This is a genomic window from Amycolatopsis azurea DSM 43854, assembly GCF_001995215.1.
Classification (GTDB): domain Bacteria; phylum Actinomycetota; class Actinomycetes; order Mycobacteriales; family Pseudonocardiaceae; genus Amycolatopsis; species Amycolatopsis azurea.
The window spans coordinates 36,720-52,886 of record NZ_MUXN01000023.1 but is presented as its reverse complement, the minus strand read 5'-3'; the positions used below and the strand labels follow the sequence as shown (position 1 = coordinate 52,886).

Below are 16,167 nucleotides of genomic sequence, written 5' to 3'. Positions count from 1 at the left end.
CCGAGAGTGATCTGGAATAGGTGTCGATCGCGCAAGTGGTGGCATCGCGAACGGTATCGTTGTGTTGCCGCACTTTCAACATGATGCCGTTTTCAACAGTACGGATCCCGTCCAGGCTGGCCTGCTTTGGCCGATGACGGGTCTACTGGTGTGATGACGCGAGCAGGATGGGCAGGAAGTGGTCAGCGTTGATGTCATTGAACTTGCGGCGCGCCATAGGCGATCCGGCCGCAGGCTGGATGTCGCCGAATGCGGCGAGAAGAACGTGATCGAGGCGGTGATAGTCACGGCCGTGTAGGTGAATCAGCACTCACGGGGTCCAGAGTTTTCGATCCACAATAGTGAAGATGATGCCTGACTATTCTTTGATCTTGTGCTGGACGATCGCAGTGGGGCTTCACGGCACAGCCTTTGGGGGCCGCGGTGCGCCCGGCAACGACGGCGCCGGTTTCGGCCAGGGCGGCGGGGGTAACCGCGGTGGTGACGCGCACGTGTCAAGGGCGGGGCTGGCGAAGACGCCGACAGCGGCGTCCTCGGTGACAATGGCAAGCCGGGACATGTGATCATCAGCTGGTAGACCGTCGATGACGAGTCCGTCGCGAGCCCATTCGGCACAGCGTGGTAACCCGATCGGCCGTCTGCTCGTAGCAGTGGACATGCCAGTCGATGGTCTTCTTGTCCATTCCGGCGGCGAGCCCGTCGGCGATGGCGATACGGTCGTCCTGGTCGAGAAAGCGCGGCGACACCGGCCCCAAGTCCTTGATCAACATGCCGCCAGCATCGAGGAGCCACAGCGATCCGCAACTGGTCGACACGCCGACCACGCGCGCCGCCGCAGCTCCCTTCATCCCTTGCCTGATCAGCTCGAAGTACCGCTTTTTGACCGAACTCGGCAGTTTGTTCGGCGCATAACGAGGCATCCGCTGTCCTCTCGTCTGAGCCGTTCGCAACCACCGATGGAACTCAAGCCAGGTCCAGCGGCCGGTTCTGCCACTCGCCCATGCCCTCGAGCACCTTGTCGGTGATGGTGGAGATGGTCTGCCGCGATACCTCGGCGCCATAGGCCTCGGCCAGGTGCGCGGAGATCTCCCCGGTGGTCAATCCCTTGGCAGCCAAGGAAATCACCATCTCGTCCACGCCGGTGAGACGTTTCTGCCGCTTCGCGACGATCTTCGGATCGAAACTGGCGTCCCGATCCCGCGGCACGTCGACCTAGACCAGGCCGACATCAGTCAACACGGTCTTCGAGCGGGTGCCGTTGCGCGAGTTGCCGGTCCCGCGGCCGGCCGGATCGTGCTTGTCATAGCCGAGGTGATCAGTGATCTCGTCCTTGAGCGCGGACTCCAGCAGCCGCTTGGTCAGCCGCTGCAGCATCCCGCCCTCACCGGTCAGCTTCAGCCCGCTGGCCTTGGCACGGCTCAGCAACTGCGCGACGAGCTGCTCGTCCAGGCCATCCAAACCGGTCAAGGGCTTCGAGTCCTCAGCGTTCTCCACGCCGGACATCATGTCGATCATCAGGTGCACTTCCATGATCGGGAGTTACACCGAACGTTTTACAGGCCCTCTCAGGTCAATACACCTAGGGGTAGACGGTCAAAGACCCGAACACGGACACGAGCGGGTACGACCAAACCCTGAGGAGGTGATCGTCGAGCAGTGTGGTGAAGGCGTCGAGTTGGCGCTGGGCTACCCCACAGTCGAGAAGGTGCTTGCTCAGTTGCGCCAGGTTCGCGCGGTGCAACGCAATCTCTGAGGAACCACCTCGCCATTGTTGGCGGTGGGTCCTCGTGACCACGTTGTCAAGGCCTGCGGCGATGAACTGATCAGGGAGCCTGCGAGCCCATGCTGTGTCGATCTCGCGAGCTTGGAGCAGACGTATGAACGGCTTGTGGAGAGCTTCGAATGGCTGTTCCGCGGTTTCCGAGACCGCGTTCACGACTGTCAGTGGCTGTTCGAGATCGAACTCCTCCACGACCAGGTGGCCCCCCGGGCGTAGGCAGCTCGGTAGCCAATGGACGATGTCGTGGCGCTGTGGCAAGTGGGCCAATACCTGGCGGGCGTGAATGAGATCGAAATCCGAGCGGGGAGCGTCGTCGGTGACGACGCTGTGTTCACGCACGCTGAGGTTATGTCGTCCGTCGGATTCGACCCACTGTGTGGTGACGTCGGTGAGTATCACTGAGCCGTCCGGCCCGACCTGGTCCGACAGCCATCGGGCGATGCTGCCGTTACCTCCGCCAATTTCCCAGCACCGCCAGCCCTGCTCGAGGCCTGTCGCGGACAGGGAGTTTCGGCTAGCGGCGTCGTAGCTCGTGCTGAGCGCGTCTAGCCGTGTTCTCAGGTGATTGTCCGATCCATCGAAAAGGTCTTGAAACATCGGGATGCTCCGATCAAGTCTGGCGACGTAGTCTTCGGAACACCGCCCCGACTTCGGGTGGTGTGGCGGCGAATGAGATGGCCAAGCCCTCGGATGGGCCATCACGGATAATTCGCTGGAGTGCGTGAGATGACGAATCCTTTCGATTATCATGCAGTCATGTTCCATAATGATCAACTACGAAGAACAGTATTCTTTGCGACCTTCGTCCGCGGACGTACTCCCGAGGGCTGGAGCGCGGTCGTGCGCTCCCGGCCTCGTGCGGAATGCCTGCGATGCGTGAAAGAACATTGGTCCGGCCTGCGGCCGAAGCGCCCCTGAGGCCGACAGGGCGATCCCTGGGCGCTCCTCGAGACTGGTGTGAGGAGTGTTAGTAAAGGTGGTGCCGGAGTAGTCCGTGGGCGTGCAGACTTGCTGTGCGAAGTGCGGTTTGCGCTACTTCTGGCTGAAACCGGTCTCGGGGGCTGCCGATGCTCAGGGCGGCGATCGGTTGTTCGGCGGCTCTGAACAACGGCGCCGCCATCGCCATGATCCCGAGCCTTGCCTCGCTGAGGTTCTCTGATGTCCCGTTTCGCCTGATTTGGTCCATTTCCGAGGTCAAGCTCGTCGGTGGCGTCGAGTCGGTGATCAGGGTGGGGTTGTGGGCCAGTAGTGCTTTGCCCGCGGCGCTTGCGCACAGGTCGGTATTTTCCTCGATTCGCTGGATCAGGGTGATCGATTCCTGGTCGTACCGCAGGTCGACCCATTCGATCCTGGAGTCGACCGCGATTGCGAGGCCGACCAGGTAGCGAGTTTTGGTGTGCACCGTGGTCAGCAGCGGACGGAACACCCGGCGCAAGGCGGTCGCCAGTCCCCGGTCGCAGGATCCGGCAAGTGCCTGGGTCGCCTGGCCGAGTTCGTACCGGCCGTTGGTCTTATGCACCGCGGCCACGACAAGCAGTTCGGCGAGCAGTCGGTGGGCGGTACTCTTCGGCAAGCCGGTCCTGCGTGCGATCTCGGACAACGTCGTCGGCTCGCCGGCCTCGCGAATCGCCCGGAGGATCGCGAACGAGCGCCCGACGGGACTGTCGCGCTCCGGTGCCGGTCTGCCTTGTGCTCGTGCGGGAACTGCGGCCATGTCCATCAGCGTCGACCTTTCTCGGCATGCCCGAGCACGATCGATCGTGTCCACCCCGGCCCGGGGAAAGACAGTTCGTCGGGAGCGGGGCAACGTCGCATTGTCTGGAACGTTCACTACTCATGAGTACCCCGGCGCGACGGTGCTCGCATGCCCGGGGGAATTGATTCACTGAATGTGCCTATTGGCTTGTCTGAACGGCCGAGTGTCGGCCTCAACTGATCTTCAAAAACCGCACGGACTTCCTTGATCGAAAATTCTGTGCAGGTCGGGCAGGGTGAAAATTTCAATGGCCGATCATTGCGGAATCCGCAGGAATCATGGAACGCAACGGGCGACTTCGTTGTCGACGCATATCCTCGTACCCATGCCGAACGGGAGGTAGGCGCCTTGAACGGGTGCTCTCATATCGGGCAACCATCGTTCGTCTGAGTGGCTTGCGGGGCGTGCGCGGCGTTGTCGCCCGGATCATTTCGCCTTCTCTCAATGAACTGATGATCTCTTCGACCGTCTTGCGGATCGGGACGTATTCCGGAAACGCCGGGTGGAATTGTGGCTGGATCAGTCTGCGCTGGTTGCGGTGCAATTGTTCGTCCGTGGAGGCCAGGCCGTCACCAACGAACGAGCACGCCGCGTCAGCGACCGGCCCTCCGGCGCGGAGAAGCAACCAAGGTTCCGTCTCCCGGGACGGCCAGTTGGCAGCAGGATGAGGGTGCGTCACGATTGCAGCTGCGGTACATCACCCGGCGCGGAAGAGGAGCTACTGTGGCCAAGGTACTATTACACGAGGGAGTTACCTCCTCGACACCGATGGTGGCCGGTGTGATTGCGAAATACGACCGGTCGGTCGATGGCACAGACAACGCATACACCCAACTGGTGTTGGCCGGTAAGGCAGAGCCGCGACACTGGAACCAGTTCGCGAAGTATCTCGAAGTGGGTATTCCCAGTCAGATCGCGGGCTTCGGCATTGGCGTGACGAGATTCCCATCCTCGCCGGCCGCGTGGCCGTTCGTGGACTTCACAACCTACAAGCTCAACGCCTTGACGCTGCTGCGCGCCGCGTCCGAGGCGATCGAAGCGCTTCATCCGACTGCGGTGCTGACCGCACCTCCGCCTCCCGCCGCGCTCCACTACGCGTGGTGCTGGCTATGGACGAGTTCTGTTCCGTCTCAGGCCGCTTCGGGTCTGGCGATGTATGCGGGTCTGATGGAATGGCATCGGTTCTGTGCCGATCTGCTGGACGCGCTGGCCGCAAGCGAACCCGCGCCACCCGAGGAGTTCCTCAAGTTGCTGCAGCGTTTCCAAACCCGGCCGGACTCGCTCGACCGATGCCTTGCAATGGCAGAAGAGGGGCTCGTCAGAGGAGACTCAGTCGATGAGGTCTTTCAGGCGATGGACGTAGCTCTCACTACCACATCCGATTTCCTCGAACTGTGTGCCCGATGACACTGCCGGAACCGGACCGGCAACCTCTGCACAGGCACTTCGAGTGGTGGGCGAAGAATGCCGGAGATCGTATCGCGGTCACTGAAGTGGGTGCGACGGAGGGCTCCACGACCTACAGAGCGCTCGATCGCGATGCCAATCGCCTGGCTCATCGCATCGTCAAGTCAGGTGTGGAACCCGGTCAGCTTGTGGGGGTCTCCGCGGCGCGCGGAGTCAGGCTGCTTACCGGACTGCTCGCGGTGCTCAAGGCGGGCTGCGGTTACGTGCCACTCGACCCAGCCTATCCGCGTTCGCGTCTGGAGATGGTCGCCGACGACTGTGAACTGGGACTTGTCGTAGGCGAATCCGCCCACAGCGGTTGGGTAGCGGGAACCGGTGCTGGATTTGTAGGAGTCGACGACCCTGCGCTCGTCGCGGAGCCGGACCATGACCAACCGTGGTCGGCATCTCTCCACGATCCGATGTACGTGATCCACACTTCCGGGTCGACGGGACGCCCCAAGGGGGTGGTGGTTCCCCATGTGTGCGTTCCGCGGTTGTTCTCCGCCTCGCGCCGGACTGTGCGATTCGGTCCGGACGACGTGTGGATCGGCCTGCATTCGTTTTCTTTCGATTTCTCCGTGTGGGAGATGTGGGGAGCCCTGGCACACGGAGGCCGCTACGTGACGGTGTCCCAAAACACAGCCCGAGATCCCGAGGAGCTGTGGTCAGTGATCGTGCACCAAGACATCACCGTCCTGTGCCAGACGCCCACAGCCTTTCGCTGGCTGGCCCCTGTCGCCTTGAACGCAGGCCGGCTCCCAGACTCCCTTCGCCTGGTGATGCTGGGCGGTGAACAGCTGACACCCACCATGTTGTCGCCTTGGCTGGCGGCCTACGGAGACCACAAGCCTCACTTGATCAACATGTACGGTCCTACCGAGACGACCGTCCACGCCACCTTGCGTCGGATCCGCACTGCCGACGCAGGTCGCACCGACAGCCCGATCGGGCAGCCTCTGGATGACGTGCGCATCCGGCTCCTGCACCCCGACGGAACTCCGGTCGGACTGGGAGAAGTGGGCGAGATGTACATCAGTGGCGCGGGAGTCACCGCCGGGTACCTGAACCGCCGCAAAATGAACTCCGAGCGCTTCCTCCCGGCCACTGAAGGACCACCGGGTAGCCTGATGTACCGAACTGGCGATCTCGCACGGCTCACCCCGTCGGGCGATCTCATCTTTCAGGGACGTGCCGACCGGCAGGTTCAGGTACGCGGCTTCCGCATCGAGCCCGGTGAGGTCGAGGCTCTGGTCGCCGGTGTCCCCGGTGTCGAACAATGCGCCGTGACGCCCCGCCACAACGAGGACGGTGAACTGGAGTTGGTCGCGTATGTGGTGGGTGACGCCGTAAGCCCACGGGAGATCCGACGTGCGTTGTCGACTGTCGCCCCACCGCACATACTCCCCGCGGCTATCGTTGCGGTGAACGCTTTGCCGCTCACGCCTCAGGGTAAACTGGACGTAGAGGCGCTGGTCCCGTCTAACAAACCGGTGCCCCCGGTTCCCTGATAGAACACCAGCCTCGCCGACGTGCGTCGGATCTTTGGCGTGGTCCAGGGGCTACACATGCTCTCATACAGAGTCCCGCAGACATGCTGGCCAATACTTGGCACGGTCGCGTGCCTGACGGGCAGCTCGGCGGATTCCCGACCAGCATGAACTCCAGCAGTCCGTACCCGGACGAAGTCAGACAGAGGCGCGGCACGCAGTTGATGGCGGACGGTGGTGAACGTGGCCAGTGGCACCTTCGCTGGCAGACTCCAGACCGCGCTCAGCACTTCCAAGGTCGACCGTATCGGCGCAGGCACCACACGACACTGTCGACGTGTTTGGAACCGGGTTCGCCGTGTGCTGCGCGAGCCTGGTCGTAGGACAGTGTGAACAGCGGGTCCTCGAGGTGACGTTGGGGTCGAAGGCGAGTCCGGCCGCGTGATCCTGCGCCGCTGCCGCAGGACAGCGATAGAGTTCCTGGGCTAGCGCTCGGCATCGCCGGACACGGAGGAGTGCGCGGCCGCTGTCAGGCAATCGGAGAGGATTGCTGCCACGTTGGCGACGTGGGGAGGTTCGAGCATGGAGTAGTGGTCGCCAGGCGAAGTTCGGACCTCAAGGGTGGTGAGTCTCGTCCGCCACCGCGTTGCCTCGTCCGGGGATTCGACGGCCGCGCGGATGTACACGAGAGGGCTCGGCGGAGGCTTGAGCTGAATCTGATGCTCGGTCAGGGCGCGCAGGTGTGCGTCGAGGATACGACGGTGCACGGGGTCTGGTGGCGCTTCGGGTTCCGGAGCTGCTGCGGCGAGCGAGCCGGGGAAAGGTGAGTCCAGCAAAGCGGTCAGCAGCGGAGGCTTCCCCGAGCGCGTCAACAGCGAGGCCATCTCAACGGCGACGACGCCGCCGAAGGAGGAACCGGCCAACCAGTAGGGCCCGTCGTCGAGATGGTCGAGCAGCTCGTCGGTGTAGGCGCGGGCCATGGCGTTCAGGTCGTCGCGTGGCTCCTCAACGTCCCGGAAACCCCGGGCGGAGAAGCCGAAGACGCGGTGCGCCGAACCGATTTCGGCGGCCAGCGGCCGGTACACCAGGGTGCCACCGCCGATAGGGTGTATCAGGTAGAGCGGAGGGCCATTCGGCGTCGCCCCTGGAGGGAGGGGGAAAGCGTGCAAAGAACGCTCCTGCTCGTCTGGCCCGGACAATCTGGTGCGCAGGCACCGCAAGGTGGGTGAGGCCAGGATGTCCTGTGGGGAGGCGTGCAGGCCCAGGGTGTGCTGGATCGCCGAGGATAGCCGCAGTGCTAGCAGGGAGTCACCGCCGGCTTCGAAGAAGTCCTCGTCTTCGTCGCTGCCCGTGGTGCCCAAAACCTCAGCCCACAACGCAGCGAGTGGATCCAGGCTTCGTACTTCGGGCGGCTTTTCCCTGTGGGTCTTTATTGGGGGCGAAGCCTGCGGTACGTCGGTGATCCAGTGACGGACCCGCTCGAACGGGTACGTCGGCAACGGGGTCCGATGGAACCCCGCCTCGCGGACGACGGAAGCGAGATCAAGCGGCACTCCGGCGCTCCACAACCGGCCTGCCACGTCCATCAGGGTGCCATGGGATCCGCGTGGTTCGTCGTATCGACCGAGCGCGGACACGGTCACGGTGTTCTCGGGGATGTCCGGGTGGCGTGCGGCCCACCCGGACAGGGTGCGTCCCGGTCCGAGTTCGACGAGGATGGTGGCCTCGGAGCTACCGAGCGAGCGCAGGTTTGCGTCCATCAGCACGGTCTCCCGCAGCTGTCGGCTCCAGTAGTCCGGGTCGATGGCTTCCGCGGGAGTGATCCAGGTACCGGTGAGGTTGGACAACCACGGAGTGTGCGGCGGGGATAGGGGTGTCGCTGCCACCGCGTCACGCCACTGATCGAGGATGGGGTCCAACACTGCCGAGTGCATGGCCCGATTGACCGGGACCGGGCGGTACGGCACGGAACGGGAGGAGAGCTGAGTGGCCACGTGTTCCATATCGGCGACCGGGCCGGCAATCACCGCACGACCGGTGTCGATCTCCGTGGCGATGCTCACCGAAGGCGGCAGCCACCGGCGAAGCTGGTCGGCGGGGACCGGGACCGAGAGCATGTGGCCCTCCGGCGTGCTCTCGACCAGGCGGCCGCGCAGCGCGGCGAGCCGCATGCCGTGTTCGCGGTCCGTGGTTCCCGCGAGGCAGGCGGCGACCCATTCCCCCAGGCTGTGCCCTAGATAGCGGGTTGGACGGATGTCCCAGGAGTCCAGGAGCCGGGCCAGGGACCACTGCAGGGCGAACAGCGCCGGCATGGCGACGGAGACCGGTACGGGTCCGTTCGGCCGAGTTTGCCCGGTGAGCAATGTGGTGATGCGGCTGCGTACAGGAGGCTCGACCGTGTCAAGACAGTGGTCCAGCTCCTTCCGGAAGATGGGTTCGGACCGGTATAGATCGCCGACGGCGCAGTCTTGTTCCGCGCCTGTGCCGGGCAGCAGGAAGGCCAGTTCGGGTGGCACGGGGGCGGCCCGGTGTGTGGCACGGGCGGAGGCGAACGCTTCGCGGGCTTCCCCGGCCGTGCGGACGACGGTCGAGAACCGGTGCGCGAAGGTCGCCCTTCCGTGGCTCAGCGTGCTCGCCAGCAGATCGACGGGGGTGTCGGTGGCTACCTGTTCTAGCGCGGACAGCCGGCGAGCCAACGCCTCGCCGGTCTGGGCCGACACCACCAGCAGCCGATTCCTCTCCGGCGCCGGCCGCGCTGCCGCCGGAGAGGACTCCTCCAGCACAATGTGTGCGTTGGTACCCCCGATCCCGAAAGAGCTGACCGCAGCGCGCCGCGGCGAATCGGATCGCGGCCACGGCAGGGATTCGGTCGGCGCGTAGAACGGGGTTTCCGGTCGCAGAAGGTCGGCTCCGCTCGGGTGCGTGTTCACCGCAGGCGGGATCACGCCGTGCTCCAGAGCGAGAACACACTTGATCAGTCCCGCGACTCCCGAACCGACGTCGAGGTGACCGATGTTGGCCTTGAGCGACCCGAGCGCACATGACTGGGGTGACGCACCCCGGTAGGCCCGTTCTGCCGCGGAGAACTCGACGGCGTCACCGAGTTCGGTGCCCGTGCCATGGGCCTCCAGGTAATTGATCGTCGAAGGTTCGACCCCCGCGTCATTCAGTGCCGCCGCGATGACCGCGGTCTGCCCCGCGGAGGCGGGCGCGGTGAAAGACACCTTGCTGGATCCGTCGTTGTTGAACGCGGAACCCCGGATGACCGCGCGCACGTGGTAACCGGCGGCGATGGCATCGTCATATCGCATCAGCAGCACCATCCCGCCTCCGCTTCCGGGTACCGTGCCCTCGGCATGGCGGGAGAAAGGACGGCAATGGCCGTCGGGAGCCAGAATGCCGCCGACATGGTATAGGTAGCCGACTCGCTGCGGAACGCGGACCGTGCATCCACCGGCCAGGGCTGCGTCGCAGTCGCCCACTTGCAACGCCCGTATGGCGAGATGCGCCGCGACCAGCGATGTCGAACACGCGGTCTGGACGGTGACGGCGGGCCCGGTGAGATCGAGGCTGTGTGCGATGCGGGTCGCGGAGAAGTCCTTCTCCGACGCGATGGTGCGTGCGGTGTCTTCCGGCCGGTCCAAGCTGGGAATGTAAGGCGTCGGGTCGAGGGATCCGTACGTGCTGGTCCCAACTCCGCCGAACACCCCGATCCGGCCGGGAAACCGGTCGGGCACGCAGCCCGCGTCCTCTAGTGCCGCCCAGGCGCATTCGAGCAGCATCCTGTGCTGCGGATCCATCGCCCGCGCTTCTGTCGGGCCAATCCCGAAAAACTTCGCGTCGAATCCTGCGATGTCCTCGAGTATGCCGGCGACGGGCACGTATCCGGGCATGGTCAGGGCCTCAGGCAGGTCGTGCTCGTCTTCGGTGAGCCGGGTGACGGCCTCCACGCCTTTGTGGATCAGGGACCACAGCTCACCTGGATCGTTGGCACCCGGGAACCGGCCCGCCATGCCGACGACGGCCACCGGGTCGTTCCCCTGTCGCGACGCCGTCATCGTCTCTGCGGCGCTGGTGCCGCGTCCTGCCTGTCGAGGAACGCCGCGAGCTTACGGGGCGTTGGGTGGTCGAGCAGGTCGAGCACCCGCAGCATGGGGTAGCCACGTGATCGTAGGCGTGTCCGGAACTTCAGCAGTAGCAGGGAATTACCGCCACTGTCCAAGAACGCCTCATCCGGATTCTCCGTTGGGCTGCCGGACAGTTCGGCCCACAACTCCTCGACCAGGCGCAGTAGCGGCACGGTCGGTGCCTGCTCGGGGGCTGCCGGGGCGGCGAACGGATCCGGCAAGGCGGACCGGTTCAGTTTTCCGTTGAGCTGCAGTGGTATCTCCGGCAACATCACCACGAGGTCGGGCACCATGTAGGCGGGAACCTGGCCGGTCATGTGGTCACGGATGCGGCGGGAGTCGATATCCGAATCCGCGACGACCCACGCGACCAGGGTCGTGCTCCCGTCTTGCGGGTGGATCCGAGTGTCGGCCACCGCTGCACTGATGAACGGCGCGCTGAGTGCGGAGGCTTCGACGTCGTCCAGTTCCACCCGACAGCCGCGCACCTTGACCTGGCGGTCGGCACGGCCGACGAACTCGATTGCACCGTCCCCACGCTCGACCACGACATCCCCGGTCCGGTAGAGCCTGCCATCGGGTCCGTCGACGAACTTCTCGGCGGTCAGCTCGGGCCGGCGGTGATACCCCGACGCCACCTGCGGACCACCCAGGACCAGTTCCCCTGGTTCGCCCGGCGCGACGGGGTCGATTGTGCCGGGTCGCACGATGACCGCGGTGTTGTGACCAGCAGGACGCCCGATGGGTACCCGCGATGCGAACGCGTCCGCACGAGTGCACCGGTGCCAGAGGTTGACTACAGCCGCTTCTGACGGCCCGTAGGTGTTGAAGACCGCCGCTCCGGCGAGCACCTCGTTGAGACGCCTCAGGTGCTCGGGGGGCAACGGCTCACCGATGAAGAGGATCCTGCGCAATGTGGCGCATTCGGCCAGCGCGGGCTCCGCCAACAGCGCGGGAAGCAGACTGGGCACCAAGAACGTGTCGGTCACTCTGCCCCGGGCGATCGTGAGCGCGAGCTGCTCCGGATCGTGATGCGCACTATGCTCGGGAACGACCAGCGTCGCCCCTGTGACGAGTGGCCAGAATAACTCGACAATGGACACGTCAAAGGTCGAAGTCGTCCTCATCAGCACCCTGGACGCGAAGTGCAGGGGAAAGTCCGAAGCCATCCACGACAGCACTTCGTCGAGCGCCCCGTGAGAGTTGAGGACCCCTTTGGGGGTGCCGGTGGAGCCGGACGTGTAGACGACGTAAGCCGTGTCGTGGGGGCGGATTCTCACAGCGGGCGGCGTTTCGGAAGTCACGTCGGGAAGGGCGACCGTTTCCATGCCGAGCGCGTGCATCCTGGGTACCTGCGGGCTGTCGGTCAGGACGACCGACAGCCCGGCATCCGCGATCACGGCCTTCATACGGGGATCGGGATAGGCGGGATCCAGCGGCACGTACACGGCGCCGCAGCGCAGCACAGCGAGCGCCGCGACGACGAGATCGGCGCCGAGAGGGAGACAGACACCGACGAATGCCCCTCGGCCGATGCCTGTGGTGTGCAGCGCGCCGGCGGTCCGGCGGGCGCGTTCCACGAGTTCCCCGTAGGTCGTCACGGAACCATCGCTGGCACAGATGGCGGCTCGTTCCGGCTTCTGGGCGATGACCGCCGACCAGACACCGGATACCCCTTTCGCGCGATCGGGGGCACTGTCCTGGGGCAGAGTCGACATAGTGGCTCGATTCCGTGCGAACAAAGCTGTTGGAACCTCGACCATCGCACCGGTGGGGGCTCATGTCAGCTTCGCGTTCCGCGAAATGGAACAGGGCGCTGACCGTGCCGAGTCAGCGATGCCATAGTGACGATCTCGCAGATTTGCTTTGCGACACAGGAGGAGCTGCCGTGGTTGGAGTGCCGCTGTCTCAAGGGGTCACGCCGTTCACGTCGTGTGCCGGCGACGTGATGGTGACGTACGCCAGGATGATGGATGGGTCGGGTAGCCCGGAGGTACGTCGGGCCTTGTCAGGGGAGTGGCTCTCGTGGTGCTGGAACGAGTTCCTGCGCGACTGTGATGCGGGCGTCCCCAGCCAGATCGCCGGATACGAGGTGTGGTCGTTCACGACCGCGCCCTATACGCCGAATGCCCGGCCGAATTTGCGCGCCGCGTCCGAGGCCACGGCGACGCACGCGGAACTGTTCGAGCGAAACCAGGTCTGCATCGAACTGCGGTATTCCCTTATCGTCGGCGACACCAGCTCACCCGAGATGTTCCTGAAGGTCTCTCAATGCCTCCAGAACAGCCCGAACCCGCTGGCCCCTTGTCGGATACCGGTTGCGCGAAGGTTGGCGGAGGGCGACACGGTCGACGAAGCGCTGCTGGCGTCGGACGTCTCAGCCACCACGACCGCCGCCTACTGCGCAGCCCGTGCACGATGATGGCACGCGAGGGAGGATGGCAACCCCTCCACCGAGATTTCGAGTGGTGGGCGGAACACGCAGGCGACCGCGTCGCGATCACCGACGCGACGACGGGGAAATCCACGACTTACCGGACGCTCAACAGCAACGCCAACCAGCTCGCATACCATCTGGCCGATCTCGGTGTGGCGCCCGGGCAGCTCGTGGGGATCGCGACCGAGCGCGGTGCAGAGCTGCTTACGGCTTTGCTCGCTGTACTCAAGGCAGGCGGCGGGTATGTGCCGCTGGACCCGGGCTACCCGCAAGCTCGCCTGGCTCAGGTTATCAGTGACTGCGCCCTGCGGGTGGTAGTCGGGCAAGCGGCCCACAGAGCAATGGTGGATAGCGGCTCCGTCCGATTCGTCGACATGTCGGAGCCTGGCATCTCACGTGAGCCTGAAGACGACCTGGCGTGGAAGGCGGACGCCCAGGACCCGATGTACGTCATCCACACGTCGGGTTCCACCGGGAAACCCAAGGGCGTCGTCGTCCCGCACGTTTGCGTACCCCGACTGTTCTCGATGACTCGCGCGTCTCTCGGGTTCAGCCACGATGACGTGTGGACGGGACTTCACTCCTTCGCGTTCGACTTCTCGGTCTGGGAGATCTGGGGCGCACTGGCCCACGGTGGTCGGTACGTGGTGGTGTCCCATGAGACCGTGCGCGACCCCCAGGAGCTGTGGTCCGTCGTAGTCGATCAAGGTGTGACGGTTCTGAACCAGACGCCGACCGCCTTCCGGTTGTTGTCCACGGCCGCGTTGAGTGCGGAGGGAACGCCTGGCGCGCTCCGGCTGATCGTGTTCGGGGGTGAACAGCTCAATCCCATCGTGCTCGCACCCTGGATGGCGGCCTATGGTGATCGCGGGCCACGGTTGATCAACATGTACGGCATTACGGAGACCACCGTCCACGTGACTCTACGAGAGATCCGCACCTCCGACACCGCCCTGGCCGACAGCCCGATCGGCGTTCCCCTGGACGACCTGCGGGTGCGGTTGCTGGACTCCGACCTCGCGCCGACCGCGCCGGGCGGCGTCGGCGAGATGTTCGTGAGCGGTGCGGGCGTGACGGCCGGGTATCTGAACCGCCCCGACCTCACCGCCGCGCGGTTCCTCGAGGATCCCGATGGGCCTCCCGGCAAACGCATGTACAGAACTGGTGACCTGGCTCGCCAGGAGCCTTCCGGTGACCTGATCTTCTGTGGTCGTGTCGACCGGCAGGTCCAGGTGCGCGGTTACCGGATCGAGCCCGGGGAGGTCGAAGCGCTGCTCTCCCGTGTGCCCGGTGTCAGGGAGTGCGCGGTCGTGCCGCGGCGAGACGACGCGGGGGAATTGGAACTCGTGGCATACGTGGCGCTCACCGCTCGCGCCGATCCCCGGTCTGTTCGCCGGGCCTTGGCCGAGATGGCCCCGGCACATCTCCTGCCGAGGGCAATTGTGCCTGTCGAGGTCCTACCGCTCACGTCTCAAGGCAAGCTCGACGTCGATGCGTTGCCCGCACCACGCCCGGTGAGCGTTCCGCGATCCGACGACGGGACCGCACCCGAGTTGATCACCAGCGTGTGCGCGGCGGTTCTGGGCGTGGAGGAAGTCGGGGAGGATGACGACTTCTTCGCCCTCGGTGGGGACTCGATGCGTGCCGTGCAGCTGGTTCAGTCGCTCCGGGATGCGGGCTACGCGGCCACGGTGGCCTCGGTCTACCGGACTCCAATCCTGCGGGACCTGGCCGCGGATATCGCACAGTCGTCGCCCGCTGACACCGCAGACGACACCGATGACACGCCGGTTCCGCTCTCCGCGACACAGATCGGCGTGCTATACGACTGCGACATGGGCGATGACACGCTCTACCGCGTGTTGGCCGCTATCCATCTCTCCGGACCCTGCAATCGCGATGCGTTGACCTCTGCGCTGCAGGACCTCACCGCACGCCATGAGGTGCTGAACCACGGATTCGACCTGGCTGCCGACGATGGCCCGGTTCACCGCGTCCGCGGCAGCGTGGACATCCCATTGACCGTGTCCGACACCGACGACAGCCCGGACGCGATCCTCGACCGGCGCGCCGGGTGGGCTGCGGCGATCGACTCGGAACGCGAGCCACTGCTGCACTGCCACGTGGTCCGCTACCGTGACGGGAGCCATCACCTGGCTTTAGTCGTCCATCACGCGTTGCTCGACGGATGGAGCCTGTCGTTGGTAGCGGCCGACCTTGTCGCGCTATACCGGGAGCGGCTCGGCGGCGCACCTGCGGACCTATCCCACCCGGCGCCCGGGAGGACCGCGCGGCACGCGCGTCTCGAAGAGCAGCGGCGGACGGATCCGGCCGCGCGAGCGTTCTGGCACGAACGCTTGTCCCGAGTCGGCGCTGGCATCACCCCAGCGGGACACCTCCCGCTGGTTCAGGCGCGGGATTCGATCCCCGGAGAGCCGGTAGTTGACGTTGCCCGGAGGCTGGGCGTGCCTGCCAAGTGCGTCTTCGCCGCCGCGCACGTGTGGGCCACCGGACGTATGACGAACGCTCGGAAACCGGTGGTCGGGATGGTCGCCAACACGCGTCCCGAGGAACCGGGTGCGGATCTGGCTGTGGGGATGTTCGTCAACCTGCTGCCGTTCGCAGCCAACCTGCAGATCTGTGACTCGTGGGCCGAGCTCATCCGCGCGGTGTTCGCCTGGGAACGGGACGTCCTTGCCCACCGGTGGGTGGCCATGAGCGATCTGGTCGAGTGGACGGCAGGCCCGCTCTTCGACAGCGTCTTCACTTACACCGAGCCGAGAGCATTGGCACACATAGACTACGCGCCGCTGAAGCCCCGATCCGACTGGGTGTTCGCCAACGAGACAGCCTTCGCCGTCTACACGGACATCCAACGCGGCCCGCTCACCGACATGGTCGCGCTCAACACCCAGCTCCGCAGCACCGACACCTGTGCGGCCAGCCGGATGCTCAAGCAGCTCAACCTGGCGATTAAAGCAATCTGCGCCGACGCCGAGGCAATCCCCGATTCGACCGCGCACGCCGAAGCGGCCACGCACAATACCAGTAATACAAGTACGGGTACTGGCTTGGCCAGCCCGCCAACGAGACGCTGATGGACGCGGTGCCCGAGAACTTCACCAGCCCGT

Annotated in this window: 9 protein-coding genes and 2 pseudogenes; 4 read left to right on the top strand and 7 right to left on the bottom strand. The window is 65.1% G+C overall.

The window, feature by feature from the left end; genetic code table 11:
• Nucleotides 1-566 precede the first annotated feature (566 nt).
• The 5 genes and pseudogenes from B0293_RS28675 to B0293_RS44895 all read right to left on the bottom strand — a co-directional run.
• Nucleotides 567-920 carry a hypothetical protein gene (locus B0293_RS28675; protein WP_005164858.1) on the bottom strand — a complete coding sequence of 118 codons (354 nt, stop codon included), beginning with the start codon at nt 918-920 and terminating at the stop codon, nt 567-569.
• A 52-nt stretch (nt 921-972) separates the two neighbouring features.
• Nucleotides 973-1,503: pseudogene (locus B0293_RS44355) on the bottom strand (transposase); the annotation flags it as partial.
• 76 nt (nt 1,504-1,579) lie between these two features.
• A complete protein-coding gene (locus B0293_RS28665) occupies nt 1,580-2,377 on the bottom strand; it encodes a methyltransferase domain-containing protein (protein WP_052014562.1) in 798 nt (265 codons plus the stop codon).
• 370 nt (nt 2,378-2,747) lie between these two features.
• On the bottom strand, nt 2,748-3,500 hold the full coding sequence (locus tag B0293_RS28660) for an IclR family transcriptional regulator (RefSeq protein WP_039919304.1): 753 nt from the start codon (nt 3,498-3,500) through the stop codon (nt 2,748-2,750).
• Nucleotides 3,501-3,812: 312 nt separating this feature from the next.
• Nucleotides 3,813-3,926 (bottom strand): annotated as a pseudogene (locus B0293_RS44895) (hypothetical protein); the annotation flags it as partial.
• Nucleotides 3,927-4,259: 333 nt separating this feature from the next.
• Here B0293_RS44895 and B0293_RS28655 point away from each other — a divergent pair.
• Both B0293_RS28655 and B0293_RS28650 read left to right on the top strand, forming a co-directional pair.
• Nucleotides 4,260-4,943, top strand: a complete 684-nt coding sequence (locus B0293_RS28655) for a hypothetical protein (RefSeq protein ID WP_143254658.1) — start codon at nt 4,260-4,262, stop codon at nt 4,941-4,943.
• Nucleotides 4,940-6,493: an amino acid adenylation domain-containing protein gene (locus B0293_RS28650; RefSeq protein WP_005164869.1), complete on the top strand. Its 1,554-nt coding sequence runs from the start codon at nt 4,940-4,942 to the stop codon at nt 6,491-6,493. Before B0293_RS28655 ends, B0293_RS28650 begins: the two co-directional genes overlap by 4 nt.
• Nucleotides 6,494-6,957: 464 nt before the next feature.
• Here B0293_RS28650 and B0293_RS28645 read toward each other — a convergent pair whose 3' ends face one another.
• Both B0293_RS28645 and B0293_RS28640 read right to left on the bottom strand, forming a co-directional pair.
• Nucleotides 6,958-10,500 carry a type I polyketide synthase gene (locus tag B0293_RS28645; protein WP_005164870.1) on the bottom strand — a complete coding sequence of 1,181 codons (3,543 nt, stop codon included), beginning with the start codon at nt 10,498-10,500 and terminating at the stop codon, nt 6,958-6,960.
• 26 nt (nt 10,501-10,526) lie between these two features.
• Nucleotides 10,527-12,317, bottom strand: coding sequence for a non-ribosomal peptide synthetase (locus B0293_RS28640; RefSeq protein WP_005164873.1), 1,791 nt, complete (start codon nt 12,315-12,317; stop codon nt 10,527-10,529).
• Nucleotides 12,318-12,487: 170 nt separating this feature from the next.
• Between B0293_RS28640 and B0293_RS43570 the strand changes: the two genes are divergently transcribed.
• Nucleotides 12,488-13,021 (top strand): hypothetical protein, encoded by a 534-nt coding sequence (locus tag B0293_RS43570; protein WP_158081885.1) that lies wholly within the window; start codon nt 12,488-12,490, stop codon nt 13,019-13,021.
• On the top strand, nt 13,018-16,134 hold the full coding sequence (locus B0293_RS28635) for an amino acid adenylation domain-containing protein (protein WP_052014566.1): 3,117 nt from the start codon (nt 13,018-13,020) through the stop codon (nt 16,132-16,134). The genes B0293_RS43570 and B0293_RS28635 overlap by 4 nt, the downstream gene beginning before the upstream one ends.
• Nucleotides 16,135-16,167: the final 33 nt, after the last annotated feature.